The sequence below is a fragment of the Sphingomonas sp. genome (assembly GCF_042095875.1).
Classification (GTDB): domain Bacteria; phylum Pseudomonadota; class Alphaproteobacteria; order Sphingomonadales; family Sphingomonadaceae; genus Sphingomonas.
This window is the reverse complement of the sequence record NZ_JBELMJ010000049.1, coordinates 1-19,300: the sequence shown is the minus strand read 5'-3', so window position 1 is coordinate 19,300 and position 19,300 is coordinate 1. Positions and strand designations below refer to the sequence as shown.

Annotated in this window: 21 protein-coding genes; 5 read left to right on the top strand and 16 right to left on the bottom strand. The window is 69.9% G+C overall.

Annotated elements, in window-relative coordinates; translation table 11 throughout:
- Positions 1–133 precede the first annotated feature (133 nt).
- The 4 genes from ACFDS6_RS14360 to ACFDS6_RS14345 all read right to left on the bottom strand — a co-directional run bounded on the left by ACFDS6_RS14360 (position 134) and on the right by ACFDS6_RS14345 (position 2,951).
- Positions 134–556 carry a 23S rRNA (pseudouridine(1915)-N(3))-methyltransferase RlmH gene (locus tag ACFDS6_RS14360; protein WP_375272780.1) on the bottom strand — a complete coding sequence of 141 codons (423 nt, stop codon included), beginning with the start codon at positions 554–556 and terminating at the stop codon, positions 134–136.
- 1 nt (position 557) lies between these two features.
- Positions 558–920 (bottom strand): ribosome silencing factor, encoded by a 363-nt coding sequence (gene rsfS, locus ACFDS6_RS14355; protein ID WP_375272779.1) that lies wholly within the window; start codon positions 918–920, stop codon positions 558–560.
- Positions 921–1,027: 107 nt separating this feature from the next.
- On the bottom strand, positions 1,028–1,666 hold the full coding sequence (locus tag ACFDS6_RS14350; protein WP_375272777.1) for a nicotinate-nucleotide adenylyltransferase: 639 nt from the start codon (positions 1,664–1,666) through the stop codon (positions 1,028–1,030).
- A gap of 22 nt (positions 1,667–1,688) precedes the next feature.
- On the bottom strand, positions 1,689–2,951 hold the full coding sequence (locus tag ACFDS6_RS14345) for a glutamate-5-semialdehyde dehydrogenase (protein ID WP_375272776.1): 1,263 nt from the start codon (positions 2,949–2,951) through the stop codon (positions 1,689–1,691).
- Between the two features lie 93 nt (positions 2,952–3,044).
- Between ACFDS6_RS14345 and msrB the strand changes: the two genes are divergently transcribed.
- On the top strand, positions 3,045–3,542 hold the full coding sequence (gene msrB, locus ACFDS6_RS14340) for a peptide-methionine (R)-S-oxide reductase MsrB (protein ID WP_375272775.1): 498 nt from the start codon (positions 3,045–3,047) through the stop codon (positions 3,540–3,542).
- A gap of 139 nt (positions 3,543–3,681) precedes the next feature.
- On the opposite strand, the gene ACFDS6_RS14335 is transcribed toward msrB, so the two are convergent.
- The 3 genes from ACFDS6_RS14335 to ACFDS6_RS14325 form a co-directional block, all read right to left on the bottom strand.
- A complete protein-coding gene (locus ACFDS6_RS14335; protein ID WP_375272774.1) occupies positions 3,682–4,191 on the bottom strand; it encodes a CHAP domain-containing protein in 510 nt (169 codons plus the stop codon).
- Between the two features lie 215 nt (positions 4,192–4,406).
- On the bottom strand, positions 4,407–5,822 hold the full coding sequence (locus ACFDS6_RS14330; RefSeq protein WP_375272778.1) for an MFS transporter: 1,416 nt from the start codon (positions 5,820–5,822) through the stop codon (positions 4,407–4,409).
- Between the two features lie 107 nt (positions 5,823–5,929).
- Positions 5,930–6,757: an SDR family NAD(P)-dependent oxidoreductase gene (locus tag ACFDS6_RS14325; protein ID WP_375272773.1), complete on the bottom strand. Its 828-nt coding sequence runs from the start codon at positions 6,755–6,757 to the stop codon at positions 5,930–5,932.
- Between the two features lie 156 nt (positions 6,758–6,913).
- Between ACFDS6_RS14325 and ACFDS6_RS14320 the strand changes: the two genes are divergently transcribed.
- Both ACFDS6_RS14320 and ACFDS6_RS14315 read left to right on the top strand, forming a co-directional pair.
- A complete protein-coding gene (locus ACFDS6_RS14320; protein ID WP_375272772.1) occupies positions 6,914–8,059 on the top strand; it encodes an acyl-CoA dehydrogenase family protein in 1,146 nt (381 codons plus the stop codon).
- Between the two features lie 131 nt (positions 8,060–8,190).
- Entirely contained in the window at positions 8,191–8,979 is a 789-nt protein-coding gene (locus ACFDS6_RS14315) for an SDR family oxidoreductase (RefSeq protein WP_375272771.1), read from the top strand.
- A 131-nt stretch (positions 8,980–9,110) separates the two neighbouring features.
- On the opposite strand, the gene ACFDS6_RS14310 is transcribed toward ACFDS6_RS14315, so the two are convergent.
- The 6 genes from ACFDS6_RS14310 to ACFDS6_RS14285 form a co-directional block, all read right to left on the bottom strand.
- Positions 9,111–10,022 carry a hypothetical protein gene (locus ACFDS6_RS14310; protein WP_375272770.1) on the bottom strand — a complete coding sequence of 304 codons (912 nt, stop codon included), beginning with the start codon at positions 10,020–10,022 and terminating at the stop codon, positions 9,111–9,113.
- Between the two features lie 81 nt (positions 10,023–10,103).
- On the bottom strand, positions 10,104–11,600 hold the full coding sequence (locus ACFDS6_RS14305; RefSeq protein WP_375272769.1) for an NAD(P)(+) transhydrogenase (Re/Si-specific) subunit beta: 1,497 nt from the start codon (positions 11,598–11,600) through the stop codon (positions 10,104–10,106).
- A 57-nt stretch (positions 11,601–11,657) separates the two neighbouring features.
- Positions 11,658–11,957 (bottom strand): NAD(P) transhydrogenase subunit alpha, encoded by a 300-nt coding sequence (locus ACFDS6_RS14300; RefSeq protein ID WP_375272768.1) that lies wholly within the window; start codon positions 11,955–11,957, stop codon positions 11,658–11,660.
- Complete coding sequence (locus ACFDS6_RS14295) at positions 11,957–12,355, bottom strand: endonuclease domain-containing protein (protein WP_375272767.1); 399 nt, start codon at positions 12,353–12,355, stop codon at positions 11,957–11,959. Before ACFDS6_RS14295 ends, ACFDS6_RS14300 begins: the two co-directional genes overlap by 1 nt.
- A 56-nt stretch (positions 12,356–12,411) precedes the next feature.
- Entirely contained in the window at positions 12,412–13,533 is a 1,122-nt protein-coding gene (locus ACFDS6_RS14290; protein WP_375272766.1) for an NAD(P) transhydrogenase subunit alpha, read from the bottom strand.
- Positions 13,534–13,538: 5 nt separating this feature from the next.
- Complete coding sequence (locus tag ACFDS6_RS14285) at positions 13,539–13,664, bottom strand: aa3-type cytochrome c oxidase subunit IV (protein ID WP_375272765.1); 126 nt, start codon at positions 13,662–13,664, stop codon at positions 13,539–13,541.
- Between the two features lie 167 nt (positions 13,665–13,831).
- Between ACFDS6_RS14285 and ACFDS6_RS14280 the strand changes: the two genes are divergently transcribed.
- A complete protein-coding gene (locus tag ACFDS6_RS14280) occupies positions 13,832–15,250 on the top strand; it encodes a sigma-54-dependent transcriptional regulator (protein ID WP_375272764.1) in 1,419 nt (472 codons plus the stop codon).
- Positions 15,251–15,280: 30 nt separating this feature from the next.
- Entirely contained in the window at positions 15,281–16,021 is a 741-nt protein-coding gene (locus tag ACFDS6_RS14275) for an SDR family NAD(P)-dependent oxidoreductase (protein ID WP_375272763.1), read from the top strand.
- 16 nt (positions 16,022–16,037) lie between these two features.
- Here the strand turns inward: ACFDS6_RS14275 and ACFDS6_RS14270 are convergent, their stop codons facing one another.
- From ACFDS6_RS14270 to ACFDS6_RS14260, 3 genes are all read right to left on the bottom strand, one after another.
- On the bottom strand, positions 16,038–16,922 hold the full coding sequence (locus ACFDS6_RS14270) for a bestrophin family protein (protein WP_375272762.1): 885 nt from the start codon (positions 16,920–16,922) through the stop codon (positions 16,038–16,040).
- Between the two features lie 115 nt (positions 16,923–17,037).
- On the bottom strand, positions 17,038–18,084 hold the full coding sequence (gene folP, locus ACFDS6_RS14265; protein WP_375272761.1) for a dihydropteroate synthase: 1,047 nt from the start codon (positions 18,082–18,084) through the stop codon (positions 17,038–17,040).
- A gap of 7 nt (positions 18,085–18,091) precedes the next feature.
- Positions 18,092–19,222, bottom strand: coding sequence for a site-specific DNA-methyltransferase (locus ACFDS6_RS14260; protein ID WP_375272760.1), 1,131 nt, complete (start codon positions 19,220–19,222; stop codon positions 18,092–18,094).
- Positions 19,223–19,300 lie beyond the last annotated feature (78 nt).

Below are 19,300 nucleotides of genomic sequence, written 5' to 3'. Positions count from 1 at the left end.
GTCGCGCAGCGCGGCGGCCTCCGCGCGGTCGGCGGGCGCGGACTCGGGCGCGGCGGTCGCCTGCGCGACGACGCCGAGCAGCGCGCCGCTGAAGCACAATGCGGCGAGCGCGGAGAGGAGGCGGCGCAGCGCGCTACCCCTCGCGGTGGTAGGGGTGGTTGGCGAGGATGCTGGTGGCACGGAACAATTGCTCCGCCAGCATCGCGCGCGCGAGCAGGTGCGGCCAGGTCGCGCGGCCGAACGAGACGAGCAGGTCGGCCTCCGCGCGATCGGCGTCGTTGAAGCCGTCCGCCGCGCCGAGGAGGAAGCGCGCCTCGCGCACGCCGTCGTCGCGCCAGCGCCCCAAGCGGTCGGCGAAGGCGACCGAGCCGAGCACCTCGCCCTTCTCATCCAGCAGGACGCGGCGGCTGTGCGGCACGCGATCGGGCTCGCGACCGCCGACGTCGGGCAGTTCGGTGACGCGCGTCGGCCAGCTGATCCGTTTCAGGTAGCGGTCGACCAGTTCGGCCTCGGGCGAGCGACCGATGCGTCCGCGCGCGACGACGTGGAGCAGCAGGTCAGGCGTTCCCCGGCGCAGGCGCAGGCGCGGGCGCGGCAGCGCCGTCCGGCGTCGGCGCGGCGGGGGCGTCGCCGAACGACCACATGCGCTCCAGGTTGTAGAAGGTGCGCACCTCGGGACGGAACAGATGGACGATCACGTCGCCGGCGTCGATCAGCACCCAATCGGCGGTCGGCAGCCCCTCGATCCGCGCGGAACGCCCGGTCTCGCGCTTGATCTTCTCCGCGAGCTTGGCAGCCATCGAGGCGACCTGGCGCGTCGAGCGGCCCGAGGCGATCACCATGTGATCCGCGATCGAGGACTTGCCCGCGAGCGGGATCGAGATCGTGTCAACGGCCTGGTCGTCGTCGAGCGACTGCATGACGATGCGGTGCAGCGCGTCCGCGTGATCGGGGTCGGTCGATCGGTTCGCGACGTCGAGTGCAGGTGCGGGAGTGGCGGGCAAGGTTGCTCCTAGATTTTGCCGGTTCAGGTCGGGATATGGGTGGCATGAACCGTTCGTGCCACGTGTTTGCCGGGCATGAACCGTTCATGCCAGCGGGGATCGGCGGCGCGCCTGAGCGTCGCGGAAGTCGGGTCCGGGCGGAAACGCAGCAGCACCAGTGCCGGCACACTCCATTCGGTCCAGTCCTTGGCACGGGCCGACGGGTGTCCGAAACGCCTGAGCCACGCCATCGCGGGTGCCGCGGCGGCGCGCGCATTATATCCGGGGCGCGCGACGACCGCAATCGGCATCGCGCGCGCGATGTCGCGCCAGCGGTGCCAGGCGGGAAATTGGACGAGATTGTCCGCCCCCATGATCCAGACGAAGCGGTGACGCGGGTAGCGGCGCGTGATGCTGCGCAGCGTGTCGACGGTGTAGCGCGTGCCGAGCCGCGTCTCGAGATCGGTCGCGCGGATGCGGCTGCGCCGCGCCAGTTCACGCGCCGAGGCGAGCCGCGCGGCGAGCGGCGCCATACCCGCGGCGGGCTTGAGCGGGTTGCCGGGCGAAACGAGCCACCACAGTTCGTCGAGCGCGAGCGCGTCGATCGCGGCGAGCGAGATGCGGCGGTGGCCCGAATGCGCCGGGTTGAACGATCCGCCGAGCAGGCCGATGCGGCGCGTCACGCGCGCGCCCGCACGGTTCCGGTCAACCGCGCACCTGCCCGCTGCCGCGGCCGATCCACTTGTAGGTGGTCAGTCCTTCGAGCGCGACGGGGCCGCGCGCGTGGAGCCGGCCGGTGGCGATGCCGATCTCCGCGCCCAGTCCGAACTCGCCGCCATCGGCGAATTGCGTCGAGGCGTTCCACAGCACGATCGCGCTGTCGCAGCGCGCGAGGAAATGCTCGGCGACGCGCGGGTTCGACGCGACGATCGCGTCGGTGTGGCCCGAGCCGTGGCGCGCGACGTGCGCGAGTGCCTCATCCACGCCGCCGACCAGCGCGACCGAGCAGATCGCGTCGAGATACTCGGTGTCCCAGTCGGCGGGTTCGGCCGCCGCCGTGCCCGGCACCAGCGCGCGGAGCGCCTGGTCGCCGCGCACCTCGCATCCGGCCTGCTGCAATGCCGCGACCAGCATGGGCGGACGGGCGAAGTCGCGGTCGATCAGCAGCGTTTCCATGGCGCCGCAGATGCCGGTGCGGCGCATCTTGGCGTCGAGCACGATCGCGCGCGCCATGTCGGCGTCGGCGGACGCGTCGACGTAGACGTGATTGATCCCGTCGAGGTGCGCGAGCACGGGCACGCGCGCCTCGGCCTGGACGCGCGCGACGAGGCTCTTGCCGCCGCGCGGGATGATGAGGTCGATATGCGCGTCGGCGGCGAGCATCGCGCCGACCGCGGCGCGGTCGGTGGTGGGGACCAGCTGCACCGCCTCGGCCGGCAGCCCCGCCGCGACCAGCCCATCGGTGAAGGCGGCGTGGATCGCGCGGTTGCTCTCGATCGCCTCCGTGCCGCCGCGCAGGATCGCGGCGTTGCCCGCGCGCACGCACAGCGCCGCGGCATCCGCGGTGACGTTGGGCCGGCTCTCGTACACGATGCCGATCACGCCGATTGGCACGCGCACGCGGCTGAGCACCAGGCCGTTGGGGCGCGTCGCGGTGTCGATCACTTGGCCCAGCGGATCGTGAAGCGCGGCGACCGCGGCGACCGCGGCGGCGATCCCCTCGACCCGCGCGTCGTCGAGCCGGAGCCGATCGAGCATCGCGGGCGCCAGCCCCGCCGCGTCCGCGCGCGCCACGTCGACCGCGTTGGCGTCGAGGATGCGCGCGCGCGCGGCGCGCAGCGCGTCGGCGGCGCGGGCGAGTGCCGCGGCGCGGCGCGCGTCCGAACTGATGGCGAGCGTCGCGGCGGCGCCGCGCGCGGCCTCTCCCATGCGCGCGATCAGGGTCGAGGGAGCGTCGGGGTCGAGCATCGTGGCGCCGCACTAGCATGAACGCGGCAGCGACGCACGGCCGCGCGGCGCGCCACCACTGGCGGCGGGCGCGCGGGCGCTTACATGGGTTGGATGACAGACCAGCCCGTCGATCGCCGCCGCTTCCTCACCCTCGCCGGCATGGGTGCCGCCGCGACCACGCTGATGGCGTGCGGCGCCCGCTCGGCCGCGGCGGCGGAGCATTTCCCGATCACCAAGACCGAGGCGCAATGGCGCGCGCAGCTCGGCCCCGCCGCCTATCGGGTGCTGCGCGAGGAAGGCACCGAGCGGCCGTTCTCGAGCCCGCTCAACAGCGAGCACCGCGCGGGCGTGTTCGCGTGCAAGGGCTGCGCGCGGCCGCTGTTCTCGAGCAAGACCAAGTTCGAGAGCGGCACGGGCTGGCCGAGCTTCTGGGCGCCGTTGAAGGACGCGGTGGCGACGCGGCGCGACTCGACGCTGGGGATGACGCGGACGGAGGTGCATTGCCCGCGCTGCGGCGGGCATTTGGGCCACGTGTTCGACGACGGGCCGAAGCCGACGGGCCTGCGCTACTGCATGAACGGCGTGGCGATGACGTTTCGCGCGGCGTGACGCGGGGATCAGAGCGCTTCACCGACCAGCTTGACCCGCATTGTCTCGTCACCCCGGACTTGATCCGGGGTCCCGCTTTACCGCGGGGTAGGAGAAGGTAGCGGGATTCCGGATCAAGTCCGGGATGACTGGGCTGGTTTCAGTTCGCCGAGGCGAGCTGGATGCCGGTCGCGACGGAGACCGGCGCGCTGGTGGCGATGGTCATGGTCGGCAGCGCCGGCTCGGGCGCGGCGGGCTCGGCAGCCGGGGCGCCGTGCGCGTAGATGAAGCCCTGCACCGGGTTCACCGAGGTGCCGAGGTCGTGGTTGGCGGCGAACCAGACGCGGACCTGGCTCCAGTCGCCCGCAGGCGACACGTCGATCGCGCGCACGTCGCGCTCGATCCCGCCGCGGCGCGACCAGTTGGCGTGGGTCAGCAGCACCTCGCGGTCGTTGACGATCCGGCTGACCATCGCGACGTGGCCGACGCGCATCCGCGACGTCGCCTTGAACGCCATCACCGCGCCGACCGCCGGGGTGGTGCCGCGATCGTAGCGGCCGGCGGCCTGGCCCCACCAGGTGTTGGCGTTGCCGCGGATGTCGATGCCCGACACCTCGCGCGCGAAGGGCACGCACTGCAGATACTTGGCCGAGGCCGGAACCGCCGTCATCAGGGTGCACGAAACCACCAGCGCGAAACGCGCTGCCAAAATCTTCAAGTTCACGGGTGACCCCCCGGTCAAATGGAAGTGTTGAACGGCTGCTAGCCGGGGGTCGGGAAAACAACAAACGCCCGCGGAACCTTTTCGGACGAAGTGAGTGGGCGCGGCGACGAACCGGGTTTCACCCGCTCAACAGCGCAGAAAGGCTTACCTTTTCTCGGGCGTCAGGCGGTCGGTGCGGGCGAGGCGGGGTCGATCACCGGTGCGCCGGTCAGCCGTTCCATGCGCAGCGCGTGCTCGGCACGACCGAAGGGAAAGCGCGCGTAGAAGAAGGCGGCGAGGCAGGCGAGCACCGCGTAGCAGCCGGCATAGATCAGCGTCAGCCGATCGAGCACGGCTATGGGCACCTGCCCCGGCACCGCCTTGGCCGGAAACGACGCGGCGGTGAGGATCAGGCCACCGAGGAAGATGCCGATGCCGCTGGTGCATTTCTGGATAAAGAAGCCGCCGGAGAAGAACACGCCCTCCGACCGGCGGCCGGTGGTGACCTCCGAATCCTCCACCACGTCCGCGAGCATCGAGGCGCCGAGGATAAAGGCGGTGACCCCGCACGCGGTGGCGGCGGCCGCGATCGCGAACAGCAGCGGCAGCGCTACGCCCGAGCCGACCGCCGGGAAGAGGCCGGCGAGCCGCAGCCAGTAGGGCGTGGTGCCGATCGCCATGCCGAGCAGCGCCGCCGCCGCCGCGCCGCGCGGCTTGCTGCCCGCCGCCCCTATGCGCGGCGCGGCGACAAAGGCGATCGCGACCCCGCCGAACAGCGAGATGCTGAGCCACACGAAGTCGAAGCCGCGGAACCCCCACACGTAGGTGTAGAGATAGTTGGTCATCGCGTAGCTGATCCCCTGCGACGTATAGGCGAATAGCCCGGCGAGCATCAGGATCGCGAAGGCGCGGTTCTTCACCGTTTCGCGCATCTCGCGGAAATTGTCGGCGAGGCTCTGGCGCACCGCGGGCGGTTTGGGCAGGTTGGGGATCTCCTTGTGCGTGCCGAGCGCGGAGACGAGAATGGTCGCGCCCATGAACAAGGCGCCCGCGAGCGCGAACCCGCTGTATCCTGCGCGATTGAGCAGGCCGTTGGGGTAATCGGGCGTGGGCGCCAGGAACCAGACATAGGCGCCGACCAGCATCAGCAGCCCCCCTGCCCAGCCGAAGAGGTAGCGGTACGCCATGATGCGCGTGCGCTCGTCATAGTCGCCCGACAGTTCGGCGGCGAGCGCCTGGCTCGGCACCTCGTACGCGCTGACGGCGGAGCGGACGAGCACCGCAACCGCGAACAGCCAGCCGAGGATCATCTGCTCGGACGCCTGCGGCGGATTCCACAGCATGATCCAGCCGAGCATGATCGGCAGCGCGGCGCCGTACATCCACGGATGACGCCTGCCCCAACGCGTGCGCGTGCGATCGGAGAAGAAGCCGACGGTCGGGTCGACGAACGCGTCGATGATCAGCGCCGCCATGATGACCAGCCCGACCGTCGCCGCGGGCACGCCGACGACCTGATTGTAGAAGAGCAGCAGGAAGGTGCCGAAGCCCGAGTCCTTGACCCCGTAGGCGGCGGCGCCGACGCCGTAGCTCGCCATCGTCGCGGGCGAGAGGCGGCGCGCTTTTGGCGCGGTGCTGTGGTGCGCGGTGCTGGTGGGCGCGCTGCTGCGGGTGGTGCCCGCGGGATCGGCGCCGGCCGCGACGCTCACTGGAACGCTTCCAGCGCGGAGAAGAGCGACGGCTGAGTCGCGTCCCAGCTCGCGCGCGTGCCGATCGTGAGGCCGCCGTCGACGACGATCGACGTGCCGGTGACGAAGGCGGCGTCATCGCTGGCGAGATAGGCGACCGCGGCGGCGATATCCTCGGGGCGCCCGGCGCGCTTCACCGGTTGCGCGTGCGCGGCGATGCCGGCGATCGCCTGATCGGCCTGCGCGCGCTTGTCCTCGGGCACGTCGAGGTGGCGGGTGAAGATGCCGGTGGTGATGAAGCCGGGGATCACCGCGTTGACGCGAATGTCGTCCTGGGCGAGGTCAGCCGCGGCGAGCTTGGTCAGGTGGAGCACGCCCGCCTTGGCGGTCGAATAGGCGATCGGCGCGTAGCCGGTGCCGAGCGCGGACACGCTGGACGTGTTGACGATCGCGCCGCCGCCGCGACGCGCCATCAAGGGCGCGGCGTAGCGGATGCCGAGCGCCACCGAGCGGAGCAGCAGCGCCTGTGTCCGGTCCCAGTCGTCGGGTTCGATCGCGTCGATCTTCTCGCGCGCGCCGCCCGCGCCTGCATTGTTGAACAGGATGTCGAGCCCGCCGGCGTCGTCGGCCGCCCCGAGCAGCGCGGCGATCGCGTCGGCGCTGGTGACGTCGGTGTGCTGGAAATGGATGCGCCCGTTCGAGCGCACCGCCACTTCATCGCCCGCGGTCGCGTCGATGTCGCCGATCCAAACCTCGGCGCCCTCGTCGGCCAACCGGATGGCGGTCGCGCGGCCGATGCCCGATGCTCCGCCCGTCACGACCGCGCGCCTACCTGCAAGCCGCATCCGCTCTCCTGTTCCCCAGCCTCGCTGGCGTTTTCAGCATCATAGTATGGGGTATTGCGTCGTCAATCCCACACGCTTCGAATGTCGGGTTTGGCGGCCTTGTCTCGGCACGCCGGGCGCGATAGAGCGAGCGGGCTTCACCGATATGGGCAGAACATGGCTCTCGACACCGAAACCTTCGACGCGCTGATCGATCACCTGCGCCGCTTCGTCGCCGATCGGCTCCGCCCGCTGGAGGGCGAGGTCGAGGCGAACGACGCGATCCCCGACGCCGTCGTGCAGGAGATGCGCGAGATGGGGCTGTTCGGCCTGTCGATCGCGGAGGAGTACGGCGGGCTGGGGCTCGATATGCTGGAAGAAGCCAAGGTCGCGATCGAGATGGGGCGGACCACGCCCGCGTTCCGGTCGACATTCGGCACCAATGTCGGGATCGGCAGCCAGGGGCTGGTGATGGCGGGGACGCCGGAACAGAAGGCGGAGTGGCTGCCGCGGATCGCCAGCGGCGAGATCGTCACCAGCTTCGCGCTGACCGAGCCGGATGTGGGCTCGGACTCCGGCAGCGTGAAGACCCGCGCGGTGCGCGACGGCGACGTGTACCGGCTGTCGGGTACCAAGCGCTACATCACTAATGCCGACAAGGCCGACCTGTTCAGCGTCATGGCGCGGACCGGCGAGGAGCCCGGCGCGCGCGGCGTGTCGGCGTTCCTGGTGCCCAAGTCGCTCGCCGGCATCACGATCGGCGAGCCCGAGAAGAAGATGGGGCAGAAAGGCGCCAAGGTCGCCGACGTCAATTTCGACGACGTCGCGGTACCGGTCGCCAACCGGCTGGGCGCGGAAGGTGAAGGCTTTAAGATCGCGATGCGCGTGCTCGACCGCGGGCGGCTGCACATCAGCGCGGTGTGCGTCGGCGTGGCGGAGCGGTTGATCGCGGACTGCGTCGCCTACACCGCCGAGCGGAAGCAGTTCGGCAAGCCGCTGGCCGACCACCAGTTGATCCAGGCGATGATCGCCGACAGCAAGACCGAGGCGCTCGCCGCGCGCGCGCTGGTGCTCGAAACGGCCGCGCGCAAGGACGCGGGCGACGACGTGGTGATGGAGAGCGCGGCGGCGAAGTATTTCGCGTCCGAGATGGTCGGGCGCGTCGCCGACCGCGCGGTGCAGATCTACGGCGGCGCGGGCTATATCGCCGATTACGGGATCGAGCGGCTGTACCGCGACGTGCGGCTGTTCCGCATCTACGAGGGCACGAGCCAGATCCAGCAGATCATCATTGCGCGCGAGACGATGAAACGCGGCGGCTGAGCCGCCCGGGGAAACGCGGCGGCTGAGCCGCCCGGGGAAACGCGGCGGCCGAGCAGCATTTCACGGGAGAGGGTAGCGGTTGGGGCAGCCCCTCACCCCGGCCCTCTCCCCGGTGGGGAGAGGGAGAAGTGATGGATACGAGCAAGCTGTTCCGGTTGGACGGGCGCGTCGCGCTGGTGACCGGGGGTAGTCGGGGCATCGGCAAAATGATCGCAGCGGGGTTCGTCGCGCAGGGCGCGACCGTGTACGTGTCGAGCCGCAAGGCGCCGGCGTGCGATGAGACCGCGGCGGAATTGGGCGAGCGCTGCATTAGCCTGCCCGCCGACGTCTCCACCGTCGAGGGCTGTCGCGCGCTGGCCGCGAAGCTTTCCGAGCGCGAGGAGCGGCTCGACGTGCTGGTCAACAACGCGGGTGCCGCCTGGGGCGCGCCGTTCACCGAGTTCCCCGAGAGCGGGTGGGACAAGGTGATGGACCTGAACGTCAAGTCGCCGTTCTTCCTGACGCAGGCGCTCCACCCGCTGCTCAAGGCCGCAGGTAGCCGCGAGCAGCCGGCCAAGGTGATCAACATCACCTCGATCGACGGGCTGCGGCTCAATCCGTGGGACACGTACAGCTATCACGCGTCCAAGTCGGCGCTGATCTACCTGACCAAGCGGATGGCGGCGGAACTGGTCAAGGACGCGATCAACGTGACCTCGATCGCGCCGGGCGCCTTCGCCAGCGAGATGAACCGCGCCGCGCGCGACCACGGCGTCGCGGTGGCGAAGCGCATCCCGGCGCAGCGGATCGGCGTCGAGGAGGACATGGCGGGTACCGCGATCTTCCTCGCCAGCCGCGCGGGCGATTACGTGATCGGCGACACGATCGCGGTCGACGGCGGCGTCGTCAACGCGAGCCTGGGCACGTCAGTAGAGCCGTAAGTGGGGTCACCTGTGACGTCGCCCCTGACCTGATCCGGGGCCTCACTTCTCCGGGGCAGGAGAAGGCAGCGGGTTCCCGGATCAAGTCCGGGACGACGATGAGTTGAAGCGGTCGGTAGCTCCCCCGCACCTCACACGAACGGCAGGTTCGCCTCGCGCACCGCGGCGACGTAGCGCTGCATCGCGGTCGCGGCGGCGGAGGATAGCTTGAGAAAGGCGCGGCGCTTGTCGAACGGGTCGGCCTCGCGGTCGAGCAGCCCGGCGTCGGTCAGCTTGGCGATCCAGCGCAGCGCGGTGGTGGGCGGGACGGCCGCCGCGATGCACAGGCTCGACACCGACACCTGCGCGCGTTCGAGTTGCGCGGCGAGCAGGTCGAGCAGCATGTCCCACGCCGGGTCCTCGAACAGGCCGCCTTCGAAGAAGCGGTCGCGCAGGCGGCGGGCGCGGATCACCTCGCGCACCTGCGCGGCGGTGACCTGGAAATCGGCCGGCGGCGGCGCGAAGCGCAGCGCCATCTCCTTGGGCGGGCGCTGCTCGGCGCTGCCGCGATTGCTGAGCCGCGCCACCACTTCGGCGATGCGCGCGACTTCGGCGTTGAGGCGGGTGAGGCGCGCGGACTCGCTCTCGCGCACGCTGCGGTCGTGGAGCGCCTCGTCGAACGAGCTCGCCTCAAGGAGCGCGCTCACCCAGTCGGCCTCGGTCGGGTCGCACAGGTGGAACAGCGTCGAGTGCGTGCAGATCGCGGCGACGGCGTCGATCGACGCGGCGTCGGACGAGACGATCAGCGGCCAGGCACGCGCCGCCGCCAGCGCCTCGACCTGTTCGAGCCGGTCGACCGCGGCCGCGTCCGCCACGTCGCAGACGACCACCAGCTTGCCGGTGAAATGCTCGATGATCTCCGTCACACCGGCGGGCGACCCGGCCTGCGCCACCTTGCCGCCGAGCGCGTCGACCAGTTGCGCCGCGTCGTCGCGCGCGCCCAGCAGCACGGCGGTGAAGCGTTCGCGCATGATCGAGCCGTAGTCGGCCTGATAGGTCGCCATCAATCACCACTCCCGCCGTTGCCCGTGCCCCCACGAAGCAATCTACATCAGTGATGCTTACTATCTTGGCAGATTTATATACTAGTCAAGCGACTTGACGATTTCCTCGACCATCTTCTTCGCGTCGGCGAGCAGCATCATGGTGTTGTCCATGTAGAAGACATCGTTGTCGACGCCCGCGTAGCCGACGCCGCCCATGCTGCGCTTGATGAACAGGACCGTTTTCGCCTTCTCGACGTCGAGCACGGGCATGCCGTAGATCGGCGACGTTTTGTCGGTCTTGGCCGCCGGGTTGGTGACATCGTTGGCGCCGATGACGAAAGCGACGTCGGTCTGCGCGAATTCGGAGTTGATGTCCTCGAGCTCGAACACCTCGTCGTAGGGCACGTTCGCCTCGGCGAGCAGGACGTTCATGTGGCCGGGCATGCGGCCCGCAACCGGGTGGATCGCGTATTTGACACGGACGCCGTGCTCCTTGAGCTTGTCCGCCATCTCGCGCAGCACGTGCTGCGCCTGCGCGACCGCCATGCCGTAGCCGGGCACGATGACGACCTGTTCGGCCTGGCTCATCAGGAAGGCCGCGTCCTCGGCCGAGCCGCGCTTCCACGGGCGGTCGACCTTGGCGCCGCCACCGCTGCCGCCTTCCGCCGACTGACCGAAGCCGCCCGCGATCACGCTGATGAAGGAGCGATTCATAGCGCGGCACATGATGTAGCTGAGGATCGCGCCCGACGAGCCCACCAGCGCGCCGGTGATGATCATCGCGGTATTGTGGAGCGTGAACCCCATCGCGGCCGCGGCCCAGCCCGAGTAGCTGTTGAGCATCGAGACGACGACCGGCATGTCCGCGCCGCCGATCGGCACGATCAACAGGAAGCCGATCGCGAAGCTCAGCAGCACGACGATCCAGAAATCGAACGGCGACTGCGTGTGCCAGAAACCGAAGGCGAAGAAGGCGATCATCAAACCGACGCCGAGATTGATCGGGTGGCGCGCGGGCAGCAGGATCGGTGCGCCGCCCATGTTGCCGTTGAGCTTTAGGAAGGCGATAACCGAGCCGGAAAAGGTGATCGCGCCGATCGCGACGCCCAGGATCATCTCGATCCGGCTGACCTGGTGGATGACGGCGAACGGCTGCCCGATCAGCGGCGTGACGACATGGGCGATCCCGAAGGCGACGGGGTTAAGGTAGGCGGCGACCGCCACCAGCACCGCGGCGAGGCCGACGAGGCTGTGGAAGGCGGCGACGAGCTGCGGCATCGCAGTCATCGCGATGCGGCGCGCGGTGGTGATGCCGATCGCGGCACCGACGCCGATCGCGGCCAGGATCTCGAACACCGCGGATTTGTCGACGCGCGAGAAGATCGCGGCGTAACCCTCGCCCTCGACGATCAGCGACACGGTCGGCACGTGCGTGACCAATGTGGTGACGACCGCGATTGCCATGCCGATCATGCCGTAGCGGTTGCCCTGCTGACTGGTCGTCGGGCTCGACAGGCCGCGCAGCGCCAGAATGAAGCACACGCCCGAGACGAGGTAGGCGAGCGCCACCCAGGGATTGACCGCGACCTGTTCCACTTCGTTGCTCCCCCGATAATTCCGTCACCCTGCCCGCTGTCGCGCGGACGGCGCGCGTCAGTGCTTGGCGACCGCGGGCCGCTCCTTCTTCTTGTACATGGCGAGCATCCGGCTGGTGACCGCGAAGCCGCCGAAGATGTTGATGCTGGCGAGCACGACCCCGAGCAGCCCCAGCCACTTCGACCCCGCGCTGCCCACCGCCGCGCTGGCGATCAGCGCGCCGACGATGATGACCGAGGAGATCGCGTTGGTCACCGCCATCAGCGGCGTGTGAAGCGCGGGCGTGACCGACCAGACGACGTAATAGCCGACGAAACACGCCAGCACGAAGATCGACAGGATTGCGACGAAGTCCATCAGTTAGCCTCCCCAACATGGGGAGGGGGACCATGCGAAGCATGGTGGAGGGGGCGCGCCGCGCACGAGACGATCGCGGCGAGAACGCCGTCCACGTCCCGCGTCACGTCGCTCGCCCTCACCCGCACAACGCGAAAGCCATTCTCCCGTATGAATTGATCACGCACCCGGTCCGCTCCGGCGCGAACGCCGTCGTGCACGGCACCGTCCACCTCCACGACGAGACGTGCGCTGAGGCAGCAGAAATCGACCACGTAAGGGCCGATCGGATGTTGCTTGCGGAACCGCAGGTCGAGCGCCTGGCCGCGAAGGCGCTGCCAGAGCGGCACCTCGGGATAGGACATGGAGCGCAGGAGCCGGCGCGCGAGCGCGACTTCCGGGCGCTTCGCGGGTTGCACGCCCCCTCCACCGCGCTGCGCGCGGTCCCCCTCCCCGTTCCGGGGAGGACAGGAGGTCACGCGGACAGCCTCGCGTTCACGATCTGCCCGTCCCTGGTCAGCCGGACCGCGTCGCCGATCTCGGCGTCGAGGACCGGGCGGCCCTGTTCCTTGTCCCAGAAGGTCGACAGGAAGTTGTACAGGTTGCGCGCGAACAATGCCGACGCGTCGGTGGCGAGGCGGCTGGCGACGTTCTTGTGCCCGATGATCCGGACGCCGTGGCGCGTCACCACCTCGCCCGCGACCGCACCCTCGACGTTGCCGCCCTGCTCCACCGCCAGGTCGACGATCACGCTGCCCGGGCGCATCGTGGCGAGCTGCGCGTCGCTGACGAGCCGCGGCGCGGGGCGACCAGGGATCAGCGCGGTGGTGATGACGATGTCCTGCTTGGCGATGTGCGCGGACACCAGCTCGGCCTGCGCGGCCTGATACTCGGGGCTCATCTCGCCCGCGTAGCCGCCCGAACCCTCGCCCTCGATCCCCTTCACGTTCTCGACGAAGATCGGCTTCGCGCCGAGCGACTGGATCTGCTCGCGCGTGGCGGAGCGGACGTCGGTGGCGGATACCTGTGCCCCCAGCCGCCTGGCGGTCGCGATCGCCTGCAGCCCGGCGACGCCGACGCCCATCACGAACACCTTGGCGGCGCTGACCGTGCCCGCCGCGGTCATCATCATCGGGAAGGCGCGGCCATATTCGGCCGCGGCGTCGAGCACCGCCTTGTATCCGGCCAGGTTCGACTGCGACGACAGGATGTCCATCGACTGCGCGCGGGTGATGCGCGGCATGAACTCCATCGCCAACGCCTCAAACCCTGCGTCGGCGTAGCTCTCGACCCGCGCGCGCTCACCGAAGGGATTGAGCGCGGCGACGATCCACGCGCCGGTCGCGGCACCCGCGATCGTCGCGACGTTCGGGCCCTGCACGCCCAGCAGGATATCCGCACCCGCGACCGTCGCCGCGCGGTCGCCGACGCTCGCCCCCGCCGCGGCGTAATCCGCGTCGGCGTAGGACGCGCGCGCGCCCGCGCCCGCCTCCACCGCGACCTGCGCCCCGAGGCTCGCGAACTTTTTCACCGTTTCCGGTGTCGCGGAAACGCGGCGCTCGCCGTCCGCGGCTTCGGCCAGGACAGCGATCTTCACCATGGTCAGGCGATCAGCCAGATGACGAAGAAGGCGATGATGACAACGGCGACCGTGCCCCACTTCAACATCGCGATCACGCGATCGTAGGTGGAGACGTGCGCCTTCAACTGCGACGGTTGAGCAGCCATTTGGTCCTCTCGAGGCTTGGTCGTTTCGTGCCCGACCCTATGCACGCGTGGCCGCGCTGGCAACGGCCGATGTGAGACGCGCCGCATGTCTAATCATGGGACGGTTTAAGCTCAGCTTTACTCCATTACGCTATTTACATCCCCGAGAACCTGTCGGGGACGTAGGAATGACGCGCAACGGGCAGCGCTTACTGATGCTGATCGACGAGGAGCCGGCGCAGCGCCGGCTGGTCGCGGCACTGGCCGCGCGCGGCGGCTGGCGGACCTTGTTCGCCAATGACGGCGAGATGGCGCTGGCGACGCTGGGCACGCACGAGGGCATGCAGCTCGACGCGATCCTGCTCGACCATTGGGCGGACGACGCCGCCGCCGCCACGCTGATCGCCGAATTGCGCGCCAACCGCCCGTCGCTGCCGATCCTGCTGCTGACCGCCAACGGCTCGGTCGCGCACGCGGTGTCGGCGATGCGCGCGGGCGCGACCGATTTCCTGGTCAAGCCGCTGGCACCCGAGCGCCTGTTACAGGCGCTGGACGCGGCGGTCGCGGGCAGCGCGGCGGGCGAGCTGCGCCCATTGACCGAGAAGATTCCAGCGATGCTCGAGTTCGACGAGATCGTCGGATCGGCACCCGAATTCCGCGCCGCGCTGGCGATCGCGGCCAAGGCGGCGCGCGCGCGCGTGTGCGTGCTGATCGAGGGCGAACCGGGCGTCGGCAAGGAAGTGGTGGCGGAGGCGATCCACAACGCGTCCCCGCGCAGCCGCACCGCGATGGTCACGATCGACTGCGGCGCGCTACCCGCCAACCAGATCGAGAGCGAGCTGTTCGGGCACGAGAAGGGCGCCTTCACCGGCGCGTTCGAGCGCAAGATCGGGAAGCTCGTCGAAGCCGATGGCGGCACGGTGTTCCTCGACCACGTCGACGCGATCCCGCTGGAGGCGCAGGCCAAGCTGCTCCAGGTGCTGCACACCGGCGAGGTGCAGCCGATCGGCGCGCGCCACCCGCGCGACGTCGACGTGCGCGTGATCGCAGCCAGCGACAAGAATTTGCCCGACGAGGTCGAGGCGGGCCGGATGCGCGAGGACCTGTTCTACCGGTTGAACGCGGTGCAGGTGACGATCCCCCCCTTGCGCGCGCGCGCGGGCGACATCCCCGCATTGTCGCGGCACCTGCTGGCGCGGATCGCGGGGCAGCCGGGGTTGCGCGAACTGGGGATCACCGACGACGCGCTGGCGCTGCTGGTCGACTATCACTGGCCGGGGAACGTCCGGCAGTTACAGGACGCGTTGTTCCGCGCCGCGGTGCTGTGCGAGGGCGACGCGCTGACCCGCGCCGACTTCCCGCAGATCGCGCGCGCGGGCGGGCGATCGCCGCGCGGCGCGCCGGTGGCGATGGCGCAGTCGGGCGGGATCACCTTGTTCCTGGCGGACGGCAATCTGCGCCCGCTGGAGCAGATCGAGGCGGATGTGATCCGGCTGGCGATCGGCCATTACCGCGGGCGGATGACCGAGGTCGCGCGACGGTTGGGGATCGGGCGTTCGACCCTGTACCGCAAGCTGAGCGAGCTGGGGATCGACAGCGCGGCTTGAGGCGCCGGTCGCCGCTGCTAGGCTGGCGGCATGGCGAGACATATCCTCATCACAGGCGCAGCCTCGGGCATCGGGCTGGCGTGCGCGCGGCACCTGGCGGCGCACGGCGCGGCGCGGCTGGTGCTGGTCGACCGCGATGCCGAGGCACTGGCGCGCGTCGAGCTGCCGGTCACCGTCGACCGGGTCGCGGGTGACGTGCGTGACGAGGCGATGTGGGAGAATGCGCGCGCGCCCATCGCCAGGATCGACGGGGCGGTGGTGAACGCGGGCGTGGGTGGTGCGGGGCCGATCACCGAGCTGTCGCTGACGGAGTGGCAGCGGATCGTCTCGGTCAACCTCGACGGCGCGTTCCTGACAATGCGGGCGGCGATGCGCGCGATGAAGGGGGCGGGCGGCGCGATCGTGGCGACAGCGTCGGCCGCGGGGATCAAGCCGGAAGCGGGCGTGGCGGCGTACGGCGCGTCGAAGGCGGCGCTGCTCCACCTCGTCAGGGTAGCGGCGAAGGAGGGCGCGGCGGATCGCATCCGCGTCAACGCGGTCGCGCCCGCGGGGGTCGAGACGCCGGTGTGGGACGCGGTGCCGATGTTCGCCGACCGGGCCGCGGAGGTCGGGCGCGATGCGGCCTTCGCGGAGCTTGCGGCGATGGCGACGCCGCTGGGACGCTACGCCAAGCCCGAGGAGATCGCGACGCAGGTCGCGTTCCTGCTGTCGGACGCCGCGGCGCTGATCACCGGCGCGACCTTGGTGTGCGACGGCGGCTATACGCTGTAGCTCGCTACCGCTTAGCTCACCACAGCACGCCCTTGACCGGCTGCAGCGGCGCGGGCGCGTCGTCGCCGATCGACTGGAGCAGGTCGATCTCGATCGTGCGGCACATGCCGGTCAGCGGCACGTCGTGCACCGTGTTGGCGAACGGATCGACCAGGTCCTCGCCGATCGCCAGCACTGCCAGGAACATCAGGCTGGCGACGGTCGAGCCGAGCGGGGTGGCGTAGCCGAGCGTTTCGACCAGTCCGATCGGCAGCAGGATCGCGAACACGTGGGTGAACAGCGTCGGCAGGAAGCGGTACTGATTGGGCAAGGGCGTGTTCTTGATCCGCTCCATGCCGCCTTGCGCGTTGGCGATGTCGACCAGCACCGCCTCCATCTGCGTCTGCTGGATGGTGTCGATCCAGCCGTTGCGCCGCGCGATTTCGATGCGGCGGCCGGTGCCGTCGAGCAGGCCGTTGGCGGTGTTGACCCGCTTGAGCGAGAGGTGCGCCTCGTCCTGCGACAGATATTTGAGCACCACGTCGTCGACCTTCTGCTTGCGCAACTGGCAGCGCAGCGCGTTGACGTAGGCGATCTGGCGCAGCACGATCGTGCGGATCATGTCGCGCGCCTCTGGATCGGGCAGGAAGTTGCGCGCGGCGCGGGCGATGTTGCGCGACGCGTTGATCATCGCACCCCACAGCGTCCGCGCCTCCCACCAGCGGTCGTAGGCCGAGTTGACGCGGAAGCCGAGGAACAGCGCGAGCACCGAGCCGAACAGCGTCAGCGGCAGCGACGGCGCGCGGAATGGGAAGCGCATGTAGATAATGGTAACGATCACGTCCCAGATGAACAGAACGGTGAGTGGCTTCCAGACTTCGAGGAATATCTGCTTGGCGCGGGGTACGGAGGTAACGATCATGACGCGCCTGTAACCGCTATCGCGCCGAACGGATGCATGGATCGTGTCGTCGGTGCGGGCAAGAAACGCTTTGAAACTGCTTGAACGAGGCGCGGCAACGAAACGGCCGGTCGCGTCAACCGACCAGCGCGCGGTCGCGCAGGCCGCGCCAGACGCGCAGCGCCTGCACCGTTTCCGCGACATCATGGACGCGCAGCAATTGCACGCCGGCGTGCGCGCCCGTCACCGCGAGCGCGACCGAGCCGCCGAGCCGCTCGGTCACCGGCGCCTCGTTGGACAGCGCGCCGATCAGCCGCTTGCGGCTGGCGCCAAGCATGATGGGGCAGCCGAGCCCGTGGAAGATCGCCAGATTGTTGATCAGCGCGAGATTGTCGGCGAGCGACTTGCCGAAGCCGATGCCGGGATCGACCATGATCCGCGCGCGATCGACCCCGCCTGCGACCACCGCGTCGACGCGCGCTTCGAGCCAGTCGAACACGTCAGTCACGACGTTGGCGTAGCCGCTGCCGCCGTGCGGGCCCGATTTCGGGTCGGGCGAATGCATCAGAATGACGGGCGCGCCGCTGCGGGCGACGACCTCCAGCGCGCGGTCGTCCCATAGCAAAGCGGCGACGTCGTTAACGATGCCAGCGCCGGCGGAGAGCGCGGTGTCCATCACCGCGGCCTTGCGCGTGTCGACCGAGACGAGCACGCCCGCGCCCGCCAGCCGCTCGACCACCGGTGAAACGCGGCGCGCCTCGTCCTCTTCCCACACCAGCGCGGCGCCGGGACGGGTCGATTCGCCGCCGACGTCGATCAGCGCGGCACCCGCGGCGGCCATCGCGACCCCTGCGGCGGCAGCCGCGGCGGGATCGTCGTGGAGCGCGCCGCCGTCGGAGAAGCTGTCGGGGGTGACGTTCAGGATGCCGGCGACCTGCGGCTGGTCGAAACGCAGCGTGCGGGACCCCAGCTGCCACGCGGGCCGGGACGCGGTGACGCGCGCGTGGAGCGTCGCGGCGCGCGCGCCCAGCGCGGCGACCTCGGCAACGGGTATGGTGAAGCGGCGCCCGGCGTCCAGCACCTCGTAGGCGGCGAACCACTGCATCCCGCCCGCCAGACGCGCGACCGCGCCGTCGGGGTGCGCCGCGGGCGTGTCGACGAACTGGACCGGGCGCAGGTGCATCAGGCGCTCACGGCTGGGTCGCGAGCAGGTAGGTCTGTCGCAGCGCGTCGATCGGCTGGAGCGCGCCCGCGACCTCGTGGTGCCAGAAGGTCCAGCCGTTGCACGCCGGCGCGTTCTGAAGTGCGGAGCCGAGCTTGTGGATCGAGCCCGAAGCCCCGCAGGTCGAGAGCAGGCTGCCGTCGGCGCGGACGGTGGCGGTGAAGCGGCGGCGCGCGTCGGTGAGGATCGTGCCGGGGGTGAGGAGGCCGTTCTCGACCAGCACGCCGAACGCGACCTTGGGCGCGCTGCGCGGGCTCTGCATCGTCGCGAGCGCGGATTCGTCGAGCGGCAGCGCGGCGGCGATCCGCTCCATCGCGGCGTCGACGTAGCCGAGCTCGCGCTCGATCCCGATCCAGCGGCGCCCCAGGCGCCGCGCGACCGCGCCGGTCGTGCCGGTGCCGAAGAAGGGGTCGAGCACGACGTCGCCGGGCTTCGTGCTGGCAAGTAGGATGCGGTAGAGCAGCGCCTCGGGCTTCTGCGTCGGATGGACCTTGACCCCGCCCTTCTTCAACCGCTCTTGCCCGCCGCAGATCGGGAACTCCCAGTCGGAGCGCATCTGGAGCTCGTCGTTCAGCGTCTTCATGCTGCGGTAATTGAAGGTGTATTTCGCCTTCTCGGCCTTGGACGCCCAGATCAATGTCTCGTGCGCGTTGGTGAAGCGGGTGCCGCGGAAATTGGGCATCGGGTTGGCCTTGCGCCAGACGATGTCGTTCAGGATCCAGTAGCCGAGATCCTGCACCGCCGCGCCGACGCGGAAGATGTTGTGGTAGCTGCCGATCACCCACAAGGTACCGTCGTCCTTGAGGATGCGGCGCGCCTCGGCCAGCCAGGCACGGGTGAAGGCGTCGTAGGACGCGAAGCTGTCGAACTTGTCCCAATCGTCGGTAACCGCGTCGACGTGGCTGCCATCGGGGCGGTTGAGGTCGCCGCCGAGCTGGAGGTTGTAGGGCGGGTCGGCGAAGATCATGTCGACCGATTTGGCGGGCAGCGCGCGCATCGCGGCGACGCAATCGCCCAGCACGATCTGATCGAGCGGGAGCGGCGACTCTTCCGCGGCGACCGCGCGCCTGGACCGCGCGACCTTCGTTAACACACCCATCGACCAGCCCCCTTGAACGGCGCCTATCGTGCGGGAAAGTCGGACTCCGTCAAGCATGCTTCGTCGACGATGCCGCCA

Coding starts and splice junctions, on each gene's coding strand:
- rsfS (WP_375272779.1), bottom strand. CDS start 920: ATGCAGTCGCTCGACGACGACCAGGCCGTTGACACGATCTCGATCCCG.
- ACFDS6_RS14345 (WP_375272776.1), bottom strand. CDS start 2,951: ATGCTCGACCCCGACGCTCCCTCGACCCTGATCGCGCGCATGGGAGAG.
- msrB (WP_375272775.1), top strand. CDS start 3,045: ATGACAGACCAGCCCGTCGATCGCCGCCGCTTCCTCACCCTCGCCGGC.
- ACFDS6_RS14335 (WP_375272774.1), bottom strand. CDS start 4,191: ATGACGGCGGTTCCGGCCTCGGCCAAGTATCTGCAGTGCGTGCCCTTC.
- ACFDS6_RS14330 (WP_375272778.1), bottom strand. CDS start 5,822: ATGGCGAGCTACGGCGTCGGCGCCGCCGCCTACGGGGTCAAGGACTCG.
- ACFDS6_RS14325 (WP_375272773.1), bottom strand. CDS start 6,757: ATGCGGCTTGCAGGTAGGCGCGCGGTCGTGACGGGCGGAGCATCGGGC.
- ACFDS6_RS14320 (WP_375272772.1), top strand. CDS start 6,914: ATGGCTCTCGACACCGAAACCTTCGACGCGCTGATCGATCACCTGCGC.
- ACFDS6_RS14315 (WP_375272771.1), top strand. CDS start 8,191: ATGGATACGAGCAAGCTGTTCCGGTTGGACGGGCGCGTCGCGCTGGTG.
- ACFDS6_RS14310 (WP_375272770.1), bottom strand. CDS start 10,022: ATGGCGACCTATCAGGCCGACTACGGCTCGATCATGCGCGAACGCTTC.
- ACFDS6_RS14300 (WP_375272768.1), bottom strand. CDS start 11,957: ATGGACTTCGTCGCAATCCTGTCGATCTTCGTGCTGGCGTGTTTCGTC.
- ACFDS6_RS14285 (WP_375272765.1), bottom strand. CDS start 13,664: ATGGCTGCTCAACCGTCGCAGTTGAAGGCGCACGTCTCCACCTACGAT.
- ACFDS6_RS14280 (WP_375272764.1), top strand. CDS start 13,832: ATGACGCGCAACGGGCAGCGCTTACTGATGCTGATCGACGAGGAGCCG.
- ACFDS6_RS14275 (WP_375272763.1), top strand. CDS start 15,281: ATGGCGAGACATATCCTCATCACAGGCGCAGCCTCGGGCATCGGGCTG.
- ACFDS6_RS14270 (WP_375272762.1), bottom strand. CDS start 16,922: ATGATCGTTACCTCCGTACCCCGCGCCAAGCAGATATTCCTCGAAGTC.
- folP (WP_375272761.1), bottom strand. CDS start 18,084: ATGCACCTGCGCCCGGTCCAGTTCGTCGACACGCCCGCGGCGCACCCC.
- ACFDS6_RS14260 (WP_375272760.1), bottom strand. CDS start 19,222: ATGGGTGTGTTAACGAAGGTCGCGCGGTCCAGGCGCGCGGTCGCCGCG.